Annotated in this window: 18 protein-coding genes; 9 read left to right on the plus strand and 9 right to left on the minus strand. The window is 58.3% G+C overall.

Going from position 1 to position 16,811, the window contains the following annotated elements:
• The first annotated feature begins 207 nt into the window (after positions 1-207).
• Together nhaB and dsbB are read left to right on the plus strand one after the other, a co-directional pair.
• Complete coding sequence (gene nhaB / locus CWM61_RS03705) at positions 208-1,758, plus strand: sodium/proton antiporter NhaB (RefSeq protein ID WP_074385478.1); 1,551 nt, start codon at positions 208-210, stop codon at positions 1,756-1,758.
• A 128-nt stretch (positions 1,759-1,886) separates the two neighbouring features.
• Complete coding sequence (gene dsbB, locus CWM61_RS03710) at positions 1,887-2,417, plus strand: disulfide bond formation protein DsbB (RefSeq protein WP_074385477.1); 531 nt, start codon at positions 1,887-1,889, stop codon at positions 2,415-2,417.
• Between the two features lie 133 nt (positions 2,418-2,550).
• On the opposite strand, the gene CWM61_RS03715 is transcribed toward dsbB, so the two are convergent.
• From CWM61_RS03715 to CWM61_RS03725, 3 genes are all read right to left on the minus strand, one after another.
• The gene (locus CWM61_RS03715; RefSeq protein ID WP_061154143.1) at positions 2,551-2,997 is read right to left on the minus strand and encodes a YcgN family cysteine cluster protein; all 447 of its coding nucleotides are present in this window, start codon (positions 2,995-2,997) and stop codon (positions 2,551-2,553) included.
• A gap of 94 nt (positions 2,998-3,091) precedes the next feature.
• A complete protein-coding gene (locus tag CWM61_RS03720; protein ID WP_012967776.1) occupies positions 3,092-3,751 on the minus strand; it encodes a fumarylacetoacetate hydrolase family protein in 660 nt (219 codons plus the stop codon).
• A 16-nt stretch (positions 3,752-3,767) separates the two neighbouring features.
• On the minus strand, positions 3,768-4,049 hold the full coding sequence (locus CWM61_RS03725; RefSeq protein ID WP_004203320.1) for a YcgL domain-containing protein: 282 nt from the start codon (positions 4,047-4,049) through the stop codon (positions 3,768-3,770).
• A 126-nt stretch (positions 4,050-4,175) separates the two neighbouring features.
• Between CWM61_RS03725 and minC the strand changes: the two genes are divergently transcribed.
• From minC to minE, 3 genes are read left to right on the plus strand one after another with little or no spacing between them, the layout of a single operon-like run.
• Entirely contained in the window at positions 4,176-4,877 is a 702-nt protein-coding gene (gene minC / locus CWM61_RS03730; protein ID WP_008804301.1) for a septum site-determining protein MinC, read from the plus strand.
• A 23-nt stretch (positions 4,878-4,900) separates the two neighbouring features.
• Positions 4,901-5,713, plus strand: coding sequence for a septum site-determining protein MinD (minD, locus tag CWM61_RS03735; protein WP_008804300.1), 813 nt, complete (start codon positions 4,901-4,903; stop codon positions 5,711-5,713).
• A gap of 3 nt (positions 5,714-5,716) precedes the next feature.
• Positions 5,717-5,986, plus strand: coding sequence for a cell division topological specificity factor MinE (minE, locus tag CWM61_RS03740; protein WP_004103270.1), 270 nt, complete (start codon positions 5,717-5,719; stop codon positions 5,984-5,986).
• A gap of 77 nt (positions 5,987-6,063) precedes the next feature.
• On the opposite strand, the gene rnd is transcribed toward minE, so the two are convergent.
• The 5 genes from rnd to CWM61_RS03765 form a co-directional block, all read right to left on the minus strand.
• On the minus strand, positions 6,064-7,179 hold the full coding sequence (rnd, locus tag CWM61_RS03745; protein WP_162678272.1) for a ribonuclease D: 1,116 nt from the start codon (positions 7,177-7,179) through the stop codon (positions 6,064-6,066).
• 81 nt (positions 7,180-7,260) lie between these two features.
• Positions 7,261-8,946: a long-chain-fatty-acid--CoA ligase FadD gene (gene fadD / locus CWM61_RS03750; protein WP_074386165.1), complete on the minus strand. Its 1,686-nt coding sequence runs from the start codon at positions 8,944-8,946 to the stop codon at positions 7,261-7,263.
• Between the two features lie 205 nt (positions 8,947-9,151).
• The gene (locus CWM61_RS03755; RefSeq protein WP_071000919.1) at positions 9,152-9,733 is read right to left on the minus strand and encodes a Slp family lipoprotein; all 582 of its coding nucleotides are present in this window, start codon (positions 9,731-9,733) and stop codon (positions 9,152-9,154) included.
• Positions 9,734-9,771: 38 nt separating this feature from the next.
• The gene (gene tsaB, locus CWM61_RS03760) at positions 9,772-10,467 is read right to left on the minus strand and encodes a tRNA (adenosine(37)-N6)-threonylcarbamoyltransferase complex dimerization subunit type 1 TsaB (protein ID WP_008804296.1); all 696 of its coding nucleotides are present in this window, start codon (positions 10,465-10,467) and stop codon (positions 9,772-9,774) included.
• Positions 10,468-10,612: 145 nt separating this feature from the next.
• Positions 10,613-12,523: an ATP-dependent DNA helicase gene (locus CWM61_RS03765; protein WP_061154139.1), complete on the minus strand. Its 1,911-nt coding sequence runs from the start codon at positions 12,521-12,523 to the stop codon at positions 10,613-10,615.
• Between the two features lie 131 nt (positions 12,524-12,654).
• Between CWM61_RS03765 and CWM61_RS03770 the strand changes: the two genes are divergently transcribed.
• On the plus strand, positions 12,655-12,999 hold the full coding sequence (locus tag CWM61_RS03770; RefSeq protein WP_061156348.1) for a RidA family protein: 345 nt from the start codon (positions 12,655-12,657) through the stop codon (positions 12,997-12,999).
• Here the strand turns inward: CWM61_RS03770 and CWM61_RS03775 are convergent, their stop codons facing one another.
• Positions 13,000-13,197 carry a YoaH family protein gene (locus CWM61_RS03775; RefSeq protein WP_100630713.1) on the minus strand — a complete coding sequence of 66 codons (198 nt, stop codon included), beginning with the start codon at positions 13,195-13,197 and terminating at the stop codon, positions 13,000-13,002.
• A gap of 88 nt (positions 13,198-13,285) precedes the next feature.
• Between CWM61_RS03775 and pabB the strand changes: the two genes are divergently transcribed.
• The 3 genes from pabB (at position 13,286) to sdaA (ending at position 16,750) form a co-directional block, all read left to right on the plus strand.
• Positions 13,286-14,641: an aminodeoxychorismate synthase component 1 gene (gene pabB / locus CWM61_RS03780; protein ID WP_074385473.1), complete on the plus strand. Its 1,356-nt coding sequence runs from the start codon at positions 13,286-13,288 to the stop codon at positions 14,639-14,641.
• Positions 14,642-14,644: 3 nt separating this feature from the next.
• Complete coding sequence (locus CWM61_RS03785; RefSeq protein WP_008804292.1) at positions 14,645-15,223, plus strand: CoA pyrophosphatase; 579 nt, start codon at positions 14,645-14,647, stop codon at positions 15,221-15,223.
• A gap of 162 nt (positions 15,224-15,385) precedes the next feature.
• Positions 15,386-16,750, plus strand: coding sequence for an L-serine ammonia-lyase (sdaA, locus tag CWM61_RS03790; RefSeq protein ID WP_100630714.1), 1,365 nt, complete (start codon positions 15,386-15,388; stop codon positions 16,748-16,750).
• Positions 16,751-16,811 lie beyond the last annotated feature (61 nt).

A 16,811-nucleotide genomic window follows, 5' to 3' on the forward strand; every position in this document is an offset into this window, starting at 1 on the left:
ACCAGAGCCGCTATAGCGCAGATAGCATCGCAAGTGAATTAAAAAGGGATCGCCGTTTCATTTTCCGTTTTTACTTTGCGCTTTTCCTTATCTCCCGTCACCGCCGCCGCGGTGCGAAGAAAGTTGCTTCTCATTTTGCTCAACTGGTACTCTTGCCAATAGTTACGCACAAAATCATGTACTAATTTGACGGGGAAGGATTCTGTCGTGGAAATTTCATATGGCCGCGCGCTGTGGCGCAATTTTCTTGGCCAGTCGCCTGACTGGTACAAGCTGGCGTTAATCATTTTCTTAATCGTAAATCCGCTGGTGTTTGCCGTGGCGCCGTTTGTCGCCGGCTGGCTGCTGGTCATCGAGTTTATCTTTACCCTCGCCATGGCGCTGAAGTGCTACCCGCTGCTGCCGGGCGGCCTGTTGGCGATTGAAGCACTGCTGATCGGCATGACCAGCCCGGCGCATGTGCGGGAAGAGATCGCCGGCAACCTTGAAGTGCTGCTCCTGCTGATCTTCATGGTGGCGGGCATCTACTTCATGAAACAACTGCTGCTGTTCGTCTTCACGCGCCTGCTGCTGGGGATCCGCAGCAAGATGCTGCTGTCGCTGGCCTTCTGCCTGGCGGCCGCTTTCCTCTCCGCCTTTCTCGATGCGCTTACCGTAGTGGCGGTGGTGATTAGCGTCGCCGTTGGGTTCTACGGCATCTACCATCGCGTCGCTTCGGCTCGCCCTGATGATAACGATCTGCTGGACGACAGCCATATCGAGCAGCACTACCGCGAGGTGCTGGAGCAGTTCCGCGGCTTTCTGCGCAGCCTGATGATGCACGCCGGCGTCGGGACCGCCCTCGGCGGAGTCATGACCATGGTTGGCGAACCGCAAAATCTGATTATCGCCAAAGCGGCGGGCTGGCATTTTGGCGAGTTCTTTATCCGCATGGCGCCCGTCACCTTGCCGGTGATGGTGTGTGGGCTGTTGACCTGCCTGCTGGTCGAAAAGTATCGCCTGTTTGGCTACGGCGAACCGCTGCCGCCCGCGGTGCGGAAGGTGCTGCAGGACTTTGACGACCGCAGTCGCGCCCAGCGCAGCCGTCAGGAGCAGTTGCGGCTGATTGCCCAGGCGGTGATTGGTGTCTGGCTGATCGTCGCCCTCGCCTTTCATCTGGCCGAAGTCGGGCTCATTGGCCTGTCGGTGATCATCCTCGCCACCACGTTTTCCGGGGTGACTGATGAGCACGCCATTGGCAAGGCGTTCACCGAGGCGCTGCCCTTCACCGCGCTGCTGACGGTGTTCTTTGCCATTGTGGCGGTGATCATCGACCAGCAGCTGTTCACTCCGGTCATTGAGTTTGTGCTGCAGGCCTCGCCGCACGCACAGCTGTCGCTCTTTTATCTGTTTAACGGCCTGCTGTCGTCCATTTCGGATAACGTTTTTGTCGGCACGGTCTACATTAACGAAGCGAAAACGGCCCTCGAACATGGCGTTATCAGCCTGCCACAGTTTGAGATGCTGGCAGTGGCGATCAACACCGGTACCAACCTGCCGTCGGTCGCCACCCCCAACGGCCAGGCGGCATTCCTGTTCCTGCTGACCTCCGCGCTGGCGCCGCTGATCCGACTCTCCTATGGCCGCATGGTGTGGATGGCGCTGCCCTACACCATCGTACTGACGCTGGTCGGCCTGCTGTGCGTCGAGTTCACCTTGATGCCGGTCACCAACTGGCTGCTGGCGCACGGCTGGGTGACCACGCCCACGCTACCCTGACCCGATCCTGGCCCGGATCCATCCGGGCCATTCAATAACCCGTTACGTAATATTTTCTGCCGGGCCGCTGGCGTCGGTTCGGTTTTCGTTTACACTGCCATGATTTAGCATCTTCCAGGGAAATGATTATGTTGCAATATTTAAACCAGTGCTCAAGGGGACGCGGTGCCTGGCTCCTGATGGCATTGACCGCTTTTATTCTCGAACTCGTTGCGCTGTGGTTCCAGCATGTGATGCTGCTGCAGCCGTGTGTGATGTGTATTTACGAACGCTGTGCCCTGCTCGGCATCATGGGCGCGGGGCTGGTGGGCGCCATCGCGCCTAAAACGCCGCTGCGCTATGTCGCCATGGTGATCTGGTTGTACAGCGCAATACGTGGACTGCAGCTGGCGTGGGAGCATACGATGATCCAGCTGCACCCTTCGCCGTTCCAGACCTGCGATTTCGCCGCCCGCTTCCCGACCTGGCTGCCGCTGGATAAATGGCTGCCGCAGATGTTTGTTGCCTCCGGCGACTGTTCGGTACGTCAGTGGCAATTTCTGTCGCTGGAAATGCCGCAATGGCTGGTCGGTATTTTTGCTGCCTATCTGGTGGTCGCCATCCTGGTGATCATTGCTCAGCCGGTCAAAATCAAAAAACGCGATCTGTTTGGCCGCTAAGTCGCTGCGTGTACAGCACAAGATGAAACGCCCTGCGGGGCGTTTTTTTATGCCAGCAGCCGGTCGCTGAATCATATCCTGCCTGTCTCAAGGCGCACATGATGTCACCTGCGAAGAAAGCGCGATCTGGCGTTTACAGCGCCCTGTCAGGCAGATTGAGGATATGGTCCTGCCAGTCGACGACAGTGGACTCGGGCACCGCAATATGGCGAACGGAGATGCGTTCACCGTGCATTGCCGCTTTTGAACCGGTCAACAGCGGATGCCAGGCCGGCAGCGGTTTGCCCTCCGCAAGCAGGCGATAGGCGCAGGTCGGCGGCAGCCATTCGAAGGTTGGCAGGTTTTCGCGGGTAAGCTTGATGCAGTCTGGCTCGTATTCGAAGCGACGCTCGTAGTTACGGCACTGGCAGGTTTTGATATTGAGCTGACGGCAGGCAACGTTGGTGAAGTAGATTTCATCGGTGTCTTCATCCATCAGCTTGTGCAGGCAGCACTGGCCGCAACCGTCACACAGCGATTCCCACTCCGCGTCGGTCATTGCATCCAGTGTTTTTTGTTGCCAGAAAGGTTGTTCGCTCATCGGAGTGTCCGTCGTTGCCAGTTAAGGGTGCACCTTATAACCAGTCTGGCACGCCGATGCAAGTTTTGCCGCCCCAAAAGGCGGCAAGCAGCGCTTACAGCACGCGGGTGGTGAGCGACAGGCCGTTGAAACCCACTTCCAGCTCGTCACCACTGTGCAGCGGCCCCACCCCTTCCGGGGTGCCGGTGAGGATCACATCCCCGGCTTTGAGGGTAAAGAAGCGCGACATGTAAGCGATCAGCGGCACAATCTTATGGATCATGTCGGCAGTGGTTCCCTGCTGGCGCACTTCGCCATTAATCTTCAGGCTTAACGGCGTATTCTGCGGGTCACCGTGGAACTCAGCGGCCGGGATAAAGCCGGAGATCGGGCTGGCGTTATCGAAGCCTTTCGCCTTCTCCCACGGCTGCCCGGCCTTTTTCATCTTAGCCTGCAGGTCGCGCAGGGTGAGATCCAGCGCGACGCCATAGCCGGCGATCCCTTTCTGCACATGTTCTTCCGTTGCCTGACGCAGCGTACTGCCAATCAGCACCGCCAGCTCGACTTCGTGGTGCACTGAGCCCAGCCCTTCAGGAAGCACCAACGGCTGACGGAGATCGCACAGCGCGGTCTCAGGTTTAATAAACAGCACCGGCTCTTCCGGCGTCGCACTGCCCATTTCCTTGATGTGTTTTGCATAATTACTGCCGACGCAAACCACTTTGCTCACTGGATAATCCAGAAGCGCACCCTGCCAGTTATGATGTTGGTACATTATTTTCCCTCATGGGTTAATCGGATTGTTTCCCCTGTTCCGCCAGGTGTTTCTTTAGTAGATTTTCAGATGGCGGGGGAAGTTGCAGGTAATAGCCCTGCTCGCTCAACGCCTGTTTCACTTTTTCCAGGTCGGCGTTAACCAGCTTTTTGCGCCCATCCAGCGGCAGCAGCATCGCCATTTGCGGCGTGCCGAAGCCGCGCATTAGCTCGTCAGGAACGCGTGAGAAATCGTCCTTTTTTTCGACATATAAATAGGTTTGTTCACGTTTAGTACTTCGATAGATCACACAAAACATAGTTTTACTCGGAATTAGACCCGTGGTCACTTGCCTCAATATATGAGTGACTATAACATGCCTTTTAGTCTTCGGAATATCACCGCACTTCTGCGGTTGATAAACAGCAAATTGAGTAAGGCCAGGATGTCAAATACGCCAATCGAACTTAAAGGCAGTAGCTTCACGTTATCTGTCGTTCATTTGCACGATGCAAATCCCGAGGTTATTCGTCAGGCGTTAGAAGACAAAATCGCCCAGGCTCCCGCCTTTTTACGCCATGCTCCGGTGGTGGTGAATATCGCCAGCGTGGAGGAGGAGGTCGAATGGCGCGCCATTAACGAGGCCATCGCCGCGACCGGTTTACGCATTATGGGCGTCAGCGGATGCAAAATCCCGCGCCTGAAAACCGAAATCGATCGCGCCGGGATCCCGTTATTAACCGAAGGGAAAGAGAAAGCCCCTCGTCCGGCACCGTCCGAACCCACCCCTCCGCCGCCGCCAGTTGCTAACCAGATCACAAAAACGCGTTTGATTGATCAGCCGGTACGTTCCGGTCAGCGCATTTATGCGCCACACTGTGATCTTATTGTTACAAATCATGTGAGTGCCGGTGCGGAACTTATCGCTGACGGCAATATCCATGTATATGGCATGATGCGAGGACGCGCGCTGGCAGGCGCCGGTGGCGACAGAGACGCCCAGATATTTTGTACCCACCTTGCGGCGGAGCTGGTCTCCATCGCCGGGGAATATTGGCTGAGCGATAACATCCCGGCCGAATTTTATGGCAAAGCGGCACGCCTGCGTTTAGGTGAAAGCGCTTTGACAGTTCAACCGTTGAATTAATCCCTTTTTAACAAGGAATTTCTATGGCACGCATTATTGTTGTGACTTCGGGTAAAGGGGGCGTTGGCAAGACCACCTCCAGCGCGGCCATCGCTACAGGTTTGGCCCAGAAGGGAAAGAAAACCGTCGTTATCGACTTCGACATCGGCCTGCGTAACCTCGATCTGATTATGGGCTGCGAACGTCGCGTCGTTTATGATTTCGTCAACGTCATCCAGGGCGATGCCACGTTGAACCAGGCGCTGATCAAAGATAAGCGCACGGAAAATCTCTACATTCTCCCGGCCTCTCAGACCCGGGATAAAGACGCCCTGACCCGCGAAGGCGTCGACAAAGTTCTCGAAGAACTGAAGAAAATGGACTTCGATTTCATTGTCTGTGATTCACCGGCAGGTATCGAAACCGGTGCGCTGATGGCCCTCTACTTTGCTGATGAAGCCATTATCACCACCAACCCGGAAGTCTCCTCCGTTCGCGACTCCGACCGTATCCTTGGCATTCTCGCGTCGAAATCCCGTCGTGCGGAAAATGGCGAAGAGCCGATCAAAGAGCACTTACTGCTGACCCGCTACAATCCAGGCCGCGTCAATAAAGGCGATATGCTGAGCATGGAAGACGTGCTGGAAATTCTGCGCATTAATCTGGTGGGCGTGATCCCGGAAGACCAGTCAGTTCTGCGCGCATCCAACCAGGGTGAGCCCGTGATTCTGGATGCCGCGTCGGACGCAGGCAAAGCCTATGCCGATACCGTTGAACGTCTGCTCGGAGAAGAACGCCCTTTCCGCTTCATTGAAGAAGAGAAGAAAGGATTCCTCAAACGCCTGTTCGGAGGATAAATTATGGCTTTACTCGACTTTTTTCTCTCGCGAAAAAAGAACACGGCTAATATTGCGAAAGAACGCCTGCAAATCATCGTCGCCGAGCGTCGCCGCGGCGACGCGGAGCCGCACTACCTGCCGCAGTTGCGCAAAGATATTCTGGAAGTGATCTGTAAATACGTGCAGATCGACCCGGAGATGGTCAGCGTGCAGCTGGAGCAGCGGGATGGTGATATTTCGATTCTTGAGCTGAACGTGACCCTACCCGAAACGGAAGAGTCGAAACCCTGACCCTGTTGTTCCGCCCCGAAAAAAAACCGGCAACGCCCTGCGCCGCCGGTTTTTTATTGCCTGGAACTGGCCGTTCGTTAACGCGGATAGTCGTTTAACAGCGACTTCAGCCGCTCGGCCATCAGTTCGCCGCGCCAGCCGGAAATCAGCTCAGGCTCACCGGCTTGCGTTTTCAACTGCCAGTGCCAGTTCAGCAGCTGGTTGATCTGCCGACGCGAGGCCAGCAGTTCCGCGCTCACGCCCTTATCGGCACTCACTTCCTGCACCAGCGCTTTAATATCTTTAAAGGCTTTGCGGTAACCCGGCATGTCAATGAGGTTCTGCAGCGGCGCCGGCAGGGCCGATTCCGGCAGCGCCTGGGCTTTCTCGACCAGGCTAATCAACGTTTTGCCGTGGAAGCGAATTTCACTGCCGGACAACCCGAGGCTGTCGAGCTCGCCGAGGCTGGTGGGCATATAGCGCGCCACGCTCCACAGATGCTCTTCCCGCACCACAAAGTTCACCGCCAGGTCGCGCTCACGCGCTTTGCGCAGACGCCACTCTGCCAGCAGCTGCAGGCAGCCCAGCTGGCGGGTACGCAGCTGCCAGGCGTTGCCGATGTCGCGCCAGGCCTCGGCCGGGTCGACCACCTCCTGACGGCGCTGCTGCATCAGACGACATTCGTCCAGCGCCGCCGATAGCCAGCCTGCGCGGTCGGTCTCCGCCATTAATTGGCTGGCGATCGGCAACAGGTACCAGACGTCAGCTGCGGCGTATTCACACTGACGCTCGGTCAGCGGGCGCGCCAGCCAGTCGGTGCGGGATTCACTTTTATCCAGCGCCACTCCGGAATACTCTTCCACCATGGAGGCAAAGCCCCAGGACATCGGGCGGCCGCAGAACGCCGCCAGGATCTGGGTGTCGATCAGCGGCTGCGGCATCAGGTTGAACGCATTGAGGAAGACTTCTAAATCCTCGCTACCGGCATGCAGGTATTTAGTCACATCCTGGTTAAGCAGCAGCTCACGCATCGGCGCCCAGTCGCTAATCGTCAAGGGATCGATCAGAGAGACCTGAGTGCCGTCGAACAGCTGCAGCAGGCCCAGCTGCGGATAGTAGGTGCGAGTGCGGACAAATTCCGTATCCAGAGCAACGGTGGAGGCCGCGCTTGCCGCTTCGCAGACAGCGCGCAGGCCATCGTCGGTGGTGATCATCTGATAGTTCAAAGCATACTCTCTTAACTTGCGCCCATAAAAAACGCCGGCGTAGCCGGCGTCAGGCGACTCATTCGTTACTTAGCCTTTATTGTCCACTTTAGCGCGCGCTTCGTCACGCAGTTCTCGCCGCAAAATTTTCCCGACGTTGGATTTCGGCAGTTCGTCACGGAATTCCACCAGCTTCGGCACTTTGTAGCCGGTGAGATGGCGGCGGCAGAACGTAATCAGCGCTTCTTCGGTTAACGCGGCATCTTTCTTGACCACGAAAATCTTCACCGCTTCACCGCTGCTGCCGGACGGCACGCCGATGGCCGCCACTTCGAGGACGCCGCTGTGCTGCATGACCACATCTTCGATTTCATTCGGATAGACGTTAAATCCCGACACCAGGATCATATCTTTTTTCCGGTCAACGATACGCAGGAATCCCTCGTCATCCATCACCGCGATATCCCCGGTGTGCAACCAGCCGTCTTTGATAATCTCATCCGTCGCGTCAGGACGCTGCCAGTAGCCCAGCATCACCTGCGGCCCCTTGATACAGAGCTCGCCCGGCTGACCCGGCGCCACTTCGTTATCGTCGTCGTCCACCAGTTTGGCTTCAGTGGAAGGCACCGGCAGGCCAATGCTGCCGCTGTGGTAGTCGATGTCGTGCGGGTTGACGCTGACCAGCGGCGAACACTCGGTCAGGCCGTAGCCCTCCAGCAGATATTGTCCGGTCAGTTTTACCCAGCGCTCGGCCACCGCCTGCTGCACCGGCATCCCACCGCCGGCGGACAGGTGCAGCGAGGAGAAATCAAGCTGCTGAAACTCTTTGTTGTTCAGCAAGGCGTTGAACAGGGTATTGACCCCGGTCATGGCGGTAAAGGGGTATTTCGCCAGCTCTTTCACCAGCCCGGGAATGTCGCGTGGGTTGGTGATCAGCAAATTTTGCCCGCCCAGTTCGATAAACAGCAGGCAGTTCATGGTCAGGGCGAAAATGTGATACAGCGGCAGCGCGGTCACCACGAACTCTTTGCCGCGATGCAGCAGCGGGCCGTAGGTGGCATTGACCTGCTCGAGGTTAGCCAGCATGTTGCGGTGGGTCAGCATCGCCCCTTTGGCCACGCCGGTGGTGCCCCCGGTGTACTGCAGAAACGCCAGATCTTCTGGAACGATCTCCGGCTTCACGTACTGCATGCGGTAGCCATGCTGCAGCGCGCTGCGAAACGAGATGGCATCCGGCAGGTGGTACTTCGGCACCAGGCGCTTGATGTACTTGACCACAAAGTTCACCAGCGTGCCTTTGGCGGTGGAGAGCTGGTCGCCCATTCGCGTCAGGATCACGTGCTTAACCTGAGTTTTCGCCACCACTTTTTCCAGGGTATGGGCAAAGTTGGAGACGATGACGATCGCCGCCGCGCCGCTGTCGTTGAGCTGATGCTCCAGTTCACGCGGGGTATACAAGGGGTTGACGTTGACCACGATCATCCCGGCGCGCAGGATGCCAAACAGGGCCACCGGATACTGCAGCAGGTTAGGCATCATCAGGGCCACGCGATCGCCCTTCTGTAATCCTAACCCCTCCTGAAGGTAAGCGGCGAAGGCGCGACTACGCTCTTCCAGCTTACGGTAGGTCATCACTTCACCCATATTGATAAACGCCGGTTGGTCGGCGTAGCGGGTGGTGCCATGTTCAAACAATTCAACCAGGGATTGATAGCGGTCAGGGTTTATCTCCGCAGGAACATCTGCGGGATAACGGTTTAGCCAAACCTTTTTCACTGCATCACCTCTGAAATAGTTATTCGTCGTCATCACAGCCCCTGGTAAATACATTTTGTTAACATTATATTAACTCAGCGTACCAGTTTATTAATTAGGCAATGAGCAGGTTGCGAAGCGCGTCACTATTTTTTTTCTTATTCGACTGAAAACAAAGAAACAGCGGACCGGCCGCTGTTTCTTTGAACTAACATAAACAACAAAATCATTCAGTTACGACGTTTCTCACCTCAGCAGGGCCGGGGTTGTACCAGCCCCAGCCGCCATAGCCGTAACCCCAGGGGCGTGGACCCAGCATCCACGGCTCGATGGGCTGCGGCGGCATCACCACCTGCTGCACCACGTTCCAGCGTTTGTAGCCGATGGCGTTCATCAGCATAAATTTGTACGGCGTGCTGCCCACTTTGCCGTCGACCACGCCGGCAATCGGCCCGACCACGGTCACCAGCTGGCCGCGGTAGTCGACCGGATCGAGGAAGCCGTTAACGTCGGCATAGATCCGCCCACGAGACGGTTCGCCCAGCACAGGCCGTGCGCCGCTGTCCAGCGGTACGGTGGCGATTTCTAAGCGGGTTTTACCCTGCTGGTTCTGCACATTGACCACTTTGCCGCCAAAGCGTGCTTCCTGGCCAACGTACAGCTGCGGCGCGTTCATCACCCGCACTAAATCCTGCTGCGGCGTAGGGCTGGTGCCTTTGATGGCATCCGGCACTGACACGCAGCCGCTTAGCGCAACGGCAACCGCCGCGGCTAACAGCCAGCGAACGCCCTGTTTTTGACCCGCCATGATGCGACTCCTTTTCTCAGTCTTCTTGTTACTGAGATTCACTCGCGGCCTGGAAGTTTCTTCCACGCCACCTCGTTTCGCAAATAAACCGGCTCCGCTTTCTCCACGGCCACGGTTTTCCCCGCCGCCAGCAGGTAACAGGCTAACGGCAGCATATCCTCCGCCGCCGGCAGTTCAATTTCGCCGCTGCTTAAGGTCAGTCCGCTCGCTTTCGCCAGATCCGGCCACGCCTGCCAGCCGGTGCCGACGGTGGCCCATTCGCCGGAAAGCTGTGCCAGCCGTTCGGCTACCGCTTCCGGTTTGAGCACCGCTTCCGTCTCTTCGCCATGCCAGACGCCCTGCTCGTCGCGCTGGTACTCGGCCCAGTAGACTTCGCCCATTCGCGCGTCAATGGCCGCCAGCACGCGGGTGGCGCCGGTTTTGCGCCAGGCGCCCTGCGCCATGGTGGCCAGCGTGGAAACGCCGATCATTGGCAGCTCAGCGCCCAGTGCCAGCCCCTGAGCGATACCGATCCCGATGCGCACGCCGGTAAAGCTACCCGGACCGCGGCCAAAGGCCAGCGCGTCCAGCTCGGTCAGCGTGGCGCCGCTCTCGGTGAGGACCTCCTGCACCAGCGGCAGGATACGTTGGGTATGTTCGCGGGGACAAATTTCGAAATGAGCACTAAGGGTGCCATCATTCCACAGCGCCGCGGAGCAGGCCTCTGTGGCGGTATCGATAGCCAAAATTCGCATGGGTGGTCACGCTCTCGTTACATAGTTCAGGCCTTCAGGCAGCCAGTTTTCCGGCAAACGGCCAACCCGCCGCCATGCCGCCCGAAGTCTATTGGGAACCGCTAATTAACAAAATGGCGCGCAGCTTAACACATTTTAGTGCGGATTACCTTGCCGGCGGCACGGCGAGGAAGCGCACCGCCCGGCGGATATCGCGGGTCCGCGGCGCAGGAGGTAAGCTGGCCAGGAACACCGCGCCGTAGGGGCGCATCACCAGCCGGTTGTCGCAGATCACCAGCACCCCGCGATCGTCGATATCGCGGATCAGACGCCCCACCCCCTGTTTGAGGGTGATGACGGCTTCCGGGAGCTGTACTTCATCGAACGGATCGCCGCCGCGCAGCCGGCAATCCTCCATGCGCGCTTTTAACAGCGGGTCGTCCGGCGAAGTAAACGGCAGCTTATCGATGATCACCAGCGACAGCGCATCACCGCGCACGTCGACCCCTTCCCAGAAGCTACTGGTGGCCACCAGCAGGGCGTTGCCGGCGCTGACAAACTGCTGCAGCAGCTGGCCTTTGCTGGTTTCCCCCTGCAGCAGCACCGGTAGCGTCATGGTGGCGCGGAACTGCTCCGCCAGATCGCGCATCATGGCGTGCGAGGTACACAGCATAAAGCAGCGGCCGTCGTTGGCCTCGATCAGCGGCTTGAGCATCGCCGCCAGGTGGCGCGCCGCGCCAGGCTGGTTCGGCAGCGGCAGATTGCGCGGCACGCAGAGCAGCGCCTGATGTTGATAATCAAAGGGGCTCGGCAGCAGCAGGGACTGCGCCTCGTCGATCCCCAGCCGGGCGGTGAAGTGGTGCAGATCGTCGTTCACTGACAGCGTCGCTGAGGTAAAGATCCAGCTTCCCGACTTCTGCGCCATCACCTCTTTAAACTTCTCGGCCACGGTCAACGGCGTCAAGGCGAGAGTAAAGTGGCGCGAGGTGCACTCATACCAGTAGCTGTAGCCCGGCTGGTTAATCTCTTTCAGCCGCTTTAAGCGCCCGCGATAGAGGGTGGCGCGCTCAAAGGCGGCATCGAGCAGCGCCGAGCGGCCCAGCGAAAGTTTGGCGACGTCGTAACACAGTTCAAGGGCGTCATCGAGCAGCAGCAGCGCGCGCTGAATGTGGCTATCCGCCAGCAGTTCGCGCAGGTTGCCGCGATAGCCGGGATCCCCCAGTTGCAGGCGAAAATCCTGCGCGCTTTGCGCCAGGCGGTCGGCGCATTTTTGCAACTGCTGGGTGTCTTTCAGTTCGGTGCGGTAGGCAATGGTGATGTCTTTCGCCAGATCCAGCAGCTGGCGGCTGGAGAGCGACTGACCAAAGTACTGACTGGCAATATCCGGCAGCTGATGGGCTTCATCGAAGATCATCACTTCCGCCTCGGGGATCAGCTCGGCAAAGCCGCTCTCTTTGACCACCATATCGGCAAGAAACAGATGATGGTTGACCACCACCACGTCGGCGTCCATCGCTTTTTTACGCGCCTTCACCACGAAGCAATCTTTATACAGTGGGCAGTCGCTCCCGAGACAGTTATCGTTGGTGCTGGTGACCAGCGGCCAGGCCTGGGAGTCTTCCGCCACGCTGGCGCAGGTGCTGATATCGCCATCCTGGGTTTGGTTCGACCAGGAGCGCAGGAGGATTACATCGCTGAGGGTTTGTACCGGCAGATCGCCGCCCGCCAGCGCCTGCTGCTCAAGACGTTCGAGGCACAGGTAGTTGGAGCGCCCTTTGAGCAGCGCCAGTTTACCGGTGAATTTGAGCGCTTTGGCGACGGTGGGCAGATCGCGGCTGTAGAGCTGATCCTGCAGCGCTTTCGAGCCGGTGGAGATAATCACCTTTTTTTTCGCCCGCAGCGCAGGCGCCAGGTAAGCGTAGGTTTTACCGGTTCCGGTCCCCGCTTCCACCACCAGCGGTCGGGAGGCCTCAATCGCTTCGCTAACGGCTATCGCCATCTGGCGCTGCGGCTCGCGCGGCTTAAATCCCGGTATGGCTTTGGCTAGCTGGCCGTCTGCTGCAAAATCGTCGATCACATTGCCCCCTGGTTATTTGGACAGTGATTATGTCAGGGAGGACGGCGTTTCGCCAGTCCGGGTAGTGACGCGAGCGGAACATTATGGCAGTCTTGCCGCAGCCGAATGGAATGCTCACAGAGGAAAAAGACATGACAATTACGCGTATTGATGCCGAAGCCCGTTGGTCAGACGTGGTGATCCACAACCAGACCCTGTACTACACCGGCGTGCCGACAAATCTCGATGCCGACGCCTTCGAGCAGACCGCCAACACCCTGGCGCAGATTGACGCGGTGCTGGAAAAACAGGGCAGCGACAAGTCGCGTATTCTTGACGCCACCCTCTTCCTCGCCGATAAAAGCGACTTTGCGGCAATGAACAAAGCCTGGGACGCATGGGTGGTGGCTGGTCATGCCCCGGTGCGCTGCACAGTGGAAGCGACGCTAATGAACCCGCAGTATAAAGTTGAGATCAAAATTATCGCCGCGGTGTAATTAATCGTCCTCATCTTCGTCTTGATCTTCATCTTCAAAGCGCGCTACGATCCGCTCGCCGGTATGATTAGCGCGCAGCTCTTCCGCCACCAGGGCAATCGCCTGGCCGCTGCTCATCCCCTGGGACATTAGCTCATGGATACGTTCGACCGCTTTTTGCTGTTGCTCGTGGCTCAGCGAAGGTAAACCTGCAAACATCTTTTACTCCTGCTACATTGTGGGGCGTAATTATTTCACGCCGTCCCCGCCTACGCCAGAGGGATGGCAACGTTCAGGATCGAGAAAGATGTTGTCCCCCGCGATTATTACCCTGCCCTGGCGCCCGGATGCGGCCGAACACTATTTTGCGCCGTTAAGCGCCCTGCCCTGGGCGATGCTGCTGCATTCCGGCTTTGCCGACCATCCCCATAACCGCTTTGATATCCTGGTGGCTGCCCCGCGCGCCACGCTGTTGACGCGCGGTGAACAGACGTGGGTCGATGACGGCGAAACCGTTTTGGTCTCCGCGGAAGATCCGCTGCAACTGCTTCAACAGCAGCTGGATCGTCAGCCTTTCACGCCACAGCCCGATGACGATCTGCCGTTTCTTGGCGGCGCACTGGGGCTATTCGGATACGATCTGGGCCGTCGCTTTGAGCGACTTCCGGACTATGCGCAGGCCGATATCGCGCTGCCGGATATGGCGGTGGGGATTTATGACTGGGCGCTGATTGTCGACCATCAGCGCCAGCAAATTTCGCTGCTCAGCTATGACGATCCGCAGCAGCGCCTGCAGTGGCTGCTGGCGCAATCACGTCCGGCGAGGGAACCCTTCACCCTGACCTCTGCCTGGCAGTCAAATATGAGCCGCCAGCAGTACGGCGAGAAATTTCGCCAGGTGCAGGCGTATCTGCACAGCGGCGACTGCTATCAGGTCAACCTCGCCCAGCGTTTTCAGGCCAACTATGTCGGTGATGAATGGCAGGCTTTCCGCCAGCTGAACGTTGCCAACCGCGCGCCCTTTAGCGCCTTTATTCGCCTTGAGGAAGGGGCGATTTTAAGCCTGTCGCCGGAGCGTTTTATTCAGCTGCGCCAGGGGGCGATCCAGACGCGCCCGATAAAAGGTACCCTGCCGCGGCTCGATTCGCCGCAGGAAGATGCGCGGCAGGCTGAGAAGCTGGCGAATTCGCCGAAAGACCGCGCCGAGAATTTAATGATTGTCGACCTGATGCGCAACGACATCGGCCGCGTCGCCGTGCCGGGCAGCGTGCGGGTACCCGAGCTGTTCGTGGTGGAGCCGTTCCCGGCGGTCCATCATCTGGTCAGCACCATCACCGCCCGCTTACCGGCGACGCTGCATGCGAGCGATCTGCTGCGCGCCGCCTTCCCCGGGGGGTCTATCACTGGCGCCCCGAAGGTCCGGGCGATGGAGATTATTGATGAACTGGAACCTCAGCGACGTAACGCCTGGTGCGGGAGCATCGGCTACCTGAGCTATTGCGGCAATATGGATACCAGCATCACCATTCGCACCCTGACGGCCTGGCAGGGGCAGCTGTATTGCTCCGCCGGGGGCGGTATCGTCGCGGACAGCGAGGAAGATGCGGAATATCAGGAAACTTTTGATAAAGTTAATCGTATCCTGCACCAACTGGAGAACTAGACCATGGCGGACCACGCCCTCAATCTGGATGATTTTCTGTCCCGCTTCCAGCTGCTGCGCCCCCAGCCTTCGCGCCACGCGCTCAATCAGCGGCAGGCGGCGGTGCTGGTGCCGATCGTGCGCCGCCCGCAGCCCGGCCTGCTGCTGACCCAGCGTTCGCCGCTGCTGCGCAAGCACGCCGGTCAGGTCGCCTTTCCCGGCGGCGCGGTAGATAATACCGATGCGACGCTTATCGCTGCTGCTCTGCGCGAAGCCCAGGAAGAGGTCGCGATCCCGCCGGAAGCCGTCGAGGTGATCGGCGTTCTGCCGCCGGTGGACAGCGTCACCGGTTTTCAGGTGACGCCGGTGGTGGGCATTATTCCCCCCAATCTGCACTATCATGCCAGCCAGGACGAAGTCTCCGCGGTATTTGAAATGCCGCTCGCCGAAGCCCTGCGTCTGGGGCGCTACCATCCGCTCGACATCCACCGTCGGGGTAACGACCACCGCGTCTGGCTCTCCTGGTACCAGCATTATTTTGTCTGGGGAATGACCGCCGGGATCATTCGCGAACTGGCGCTGCAAATTGGCGCTCGACCTTAGCTATACTGATTATGAGAGAGCGCTCTCACTATTAGTAAAATCGCGGTTATCCATTAGTTTAATTCATGTGAATAGTTCAACTGGCAGCGCGCTTCCCTCTTACACTATGCGCAGTTATTACATCGTTACCGCACCCGCGGTAACCCTGTCAGGAGTATTATCGTGATTAGTCTATTCGACATGTTCAAGGTGGGGATTGGTCCCTCATCTTCCCACACTGTTGGCCCGATGAAGGCCGGTAAACAGTTCGTCGATGACCTGGTCGAAAAAGGATTGCTTAATGCGGTGACCCGTGTGGCGGTTGACGTCTACGGTTCACTGTCATTAACCGGCAAAGGCCACCATACGGACATCGCTATTATCATGGGACTGGCGGGCAATCAGCCCGATACGGTCGATATTGACGCGATCCCGGCATTTATCCGTGACGTCGAGGCGCGCGGCCGACTGCTGCTGGCCAACGGGCAGCAAGAAGTCGACTTCCCGGCCGATGACGGCATGCGTTTTCGCAGTGACAATCTGCCGCTGCACGAAAACGGCATGACCATTCATGCCTGGGCCGGCGAGAAAGAGATCTACAGCAAAACGTATTACTCGATTGGCGGCGGCTTTATCGTCGACGAAGAGCACTTCGGCAAAGAAGACGCCAACGAATTGCAGGTTCCCTACCCGTTTAAATCGGCACAGGAAATGCTGGCATACTGTAAAGAGACCGGCCTGTCGCTCTCCGGCATGGTGATGCAGAACGAACTGGCGCTGCACAGCAAAAAAGAGATCGAGGACTATTTCGCCAACGTCTGGCAGACCATGCGCGCCTGTATCGACCGCGGGATGAACACCGAGGGCGTGCTGCCGGGTCCGCTTCGCGTGCCGCGTCGCGCCTCGGCGCTGCGTCGTCTGCTGGTGGCCAGCGATAAGCTCTCCAGCGATCCAATGAACGTCGTTGACTGGGTCAATATGTTCGCGCTGGCGGTCAATGAAGAAAATGCCGCCGGTGGCCGCGTAGTGACCGCGCCGACCAACGGCGCCTGCGGCATCGTTCCAGCCGTACTCGCCTATTACGATCACTTTATCGAGTCCGTCAGCCCGGAGATCTATATTCGCTACTTTATGGCCTGCGGAGCGATCGGCGCGCTGTACAAGATGAATGCGTCCATTTCCGGCGCGGAAGTCGGCTGTCAGGGTGAAGTGGGCGTTGCCTGCTCGATGGCGGCGGCAGGTCTGGCTGAACTGCTGGGCGCCAGCCCGGAACAGGTTTGCGTGGCGGCGGAGATCGGCATGGAACACAACCTCGGCCTGACCTGCGACCCGGTCGCCGGCCAGGTGCAAGTGCCATGCATTGAACGTAACGCCATTGCCTCTGTCAAGGCGATCAATGCCGCGCGAATGGCGATGCGCCGTACCAGCGAACCGCGCGTCTCGCTCGACAAAGTGATCGAGACCATGTACGAAACCGGCAAAGACATGAACGCCAAGTATCGCGAAACCTCACGTGGCGGCCTGGCGATTAAAGTTCAGTGTGACTAAACTGTTCGCCTTCCCCTGCGCCCGCAAAGCGCGCAGGGGGATAACATGGGTTACTGACAGC

Origin of the sequence: Klebsiella sp. K-Nf6 (assembly GCF_002806655.1) — a bacterium.
Taxonomy (GTDB): Bacteria; Pseudomonadota; Gammaproteobacteria; order Enterobacterales; family Enterobacteriaceae; genus Klebsiella; species Klebsiella variicola.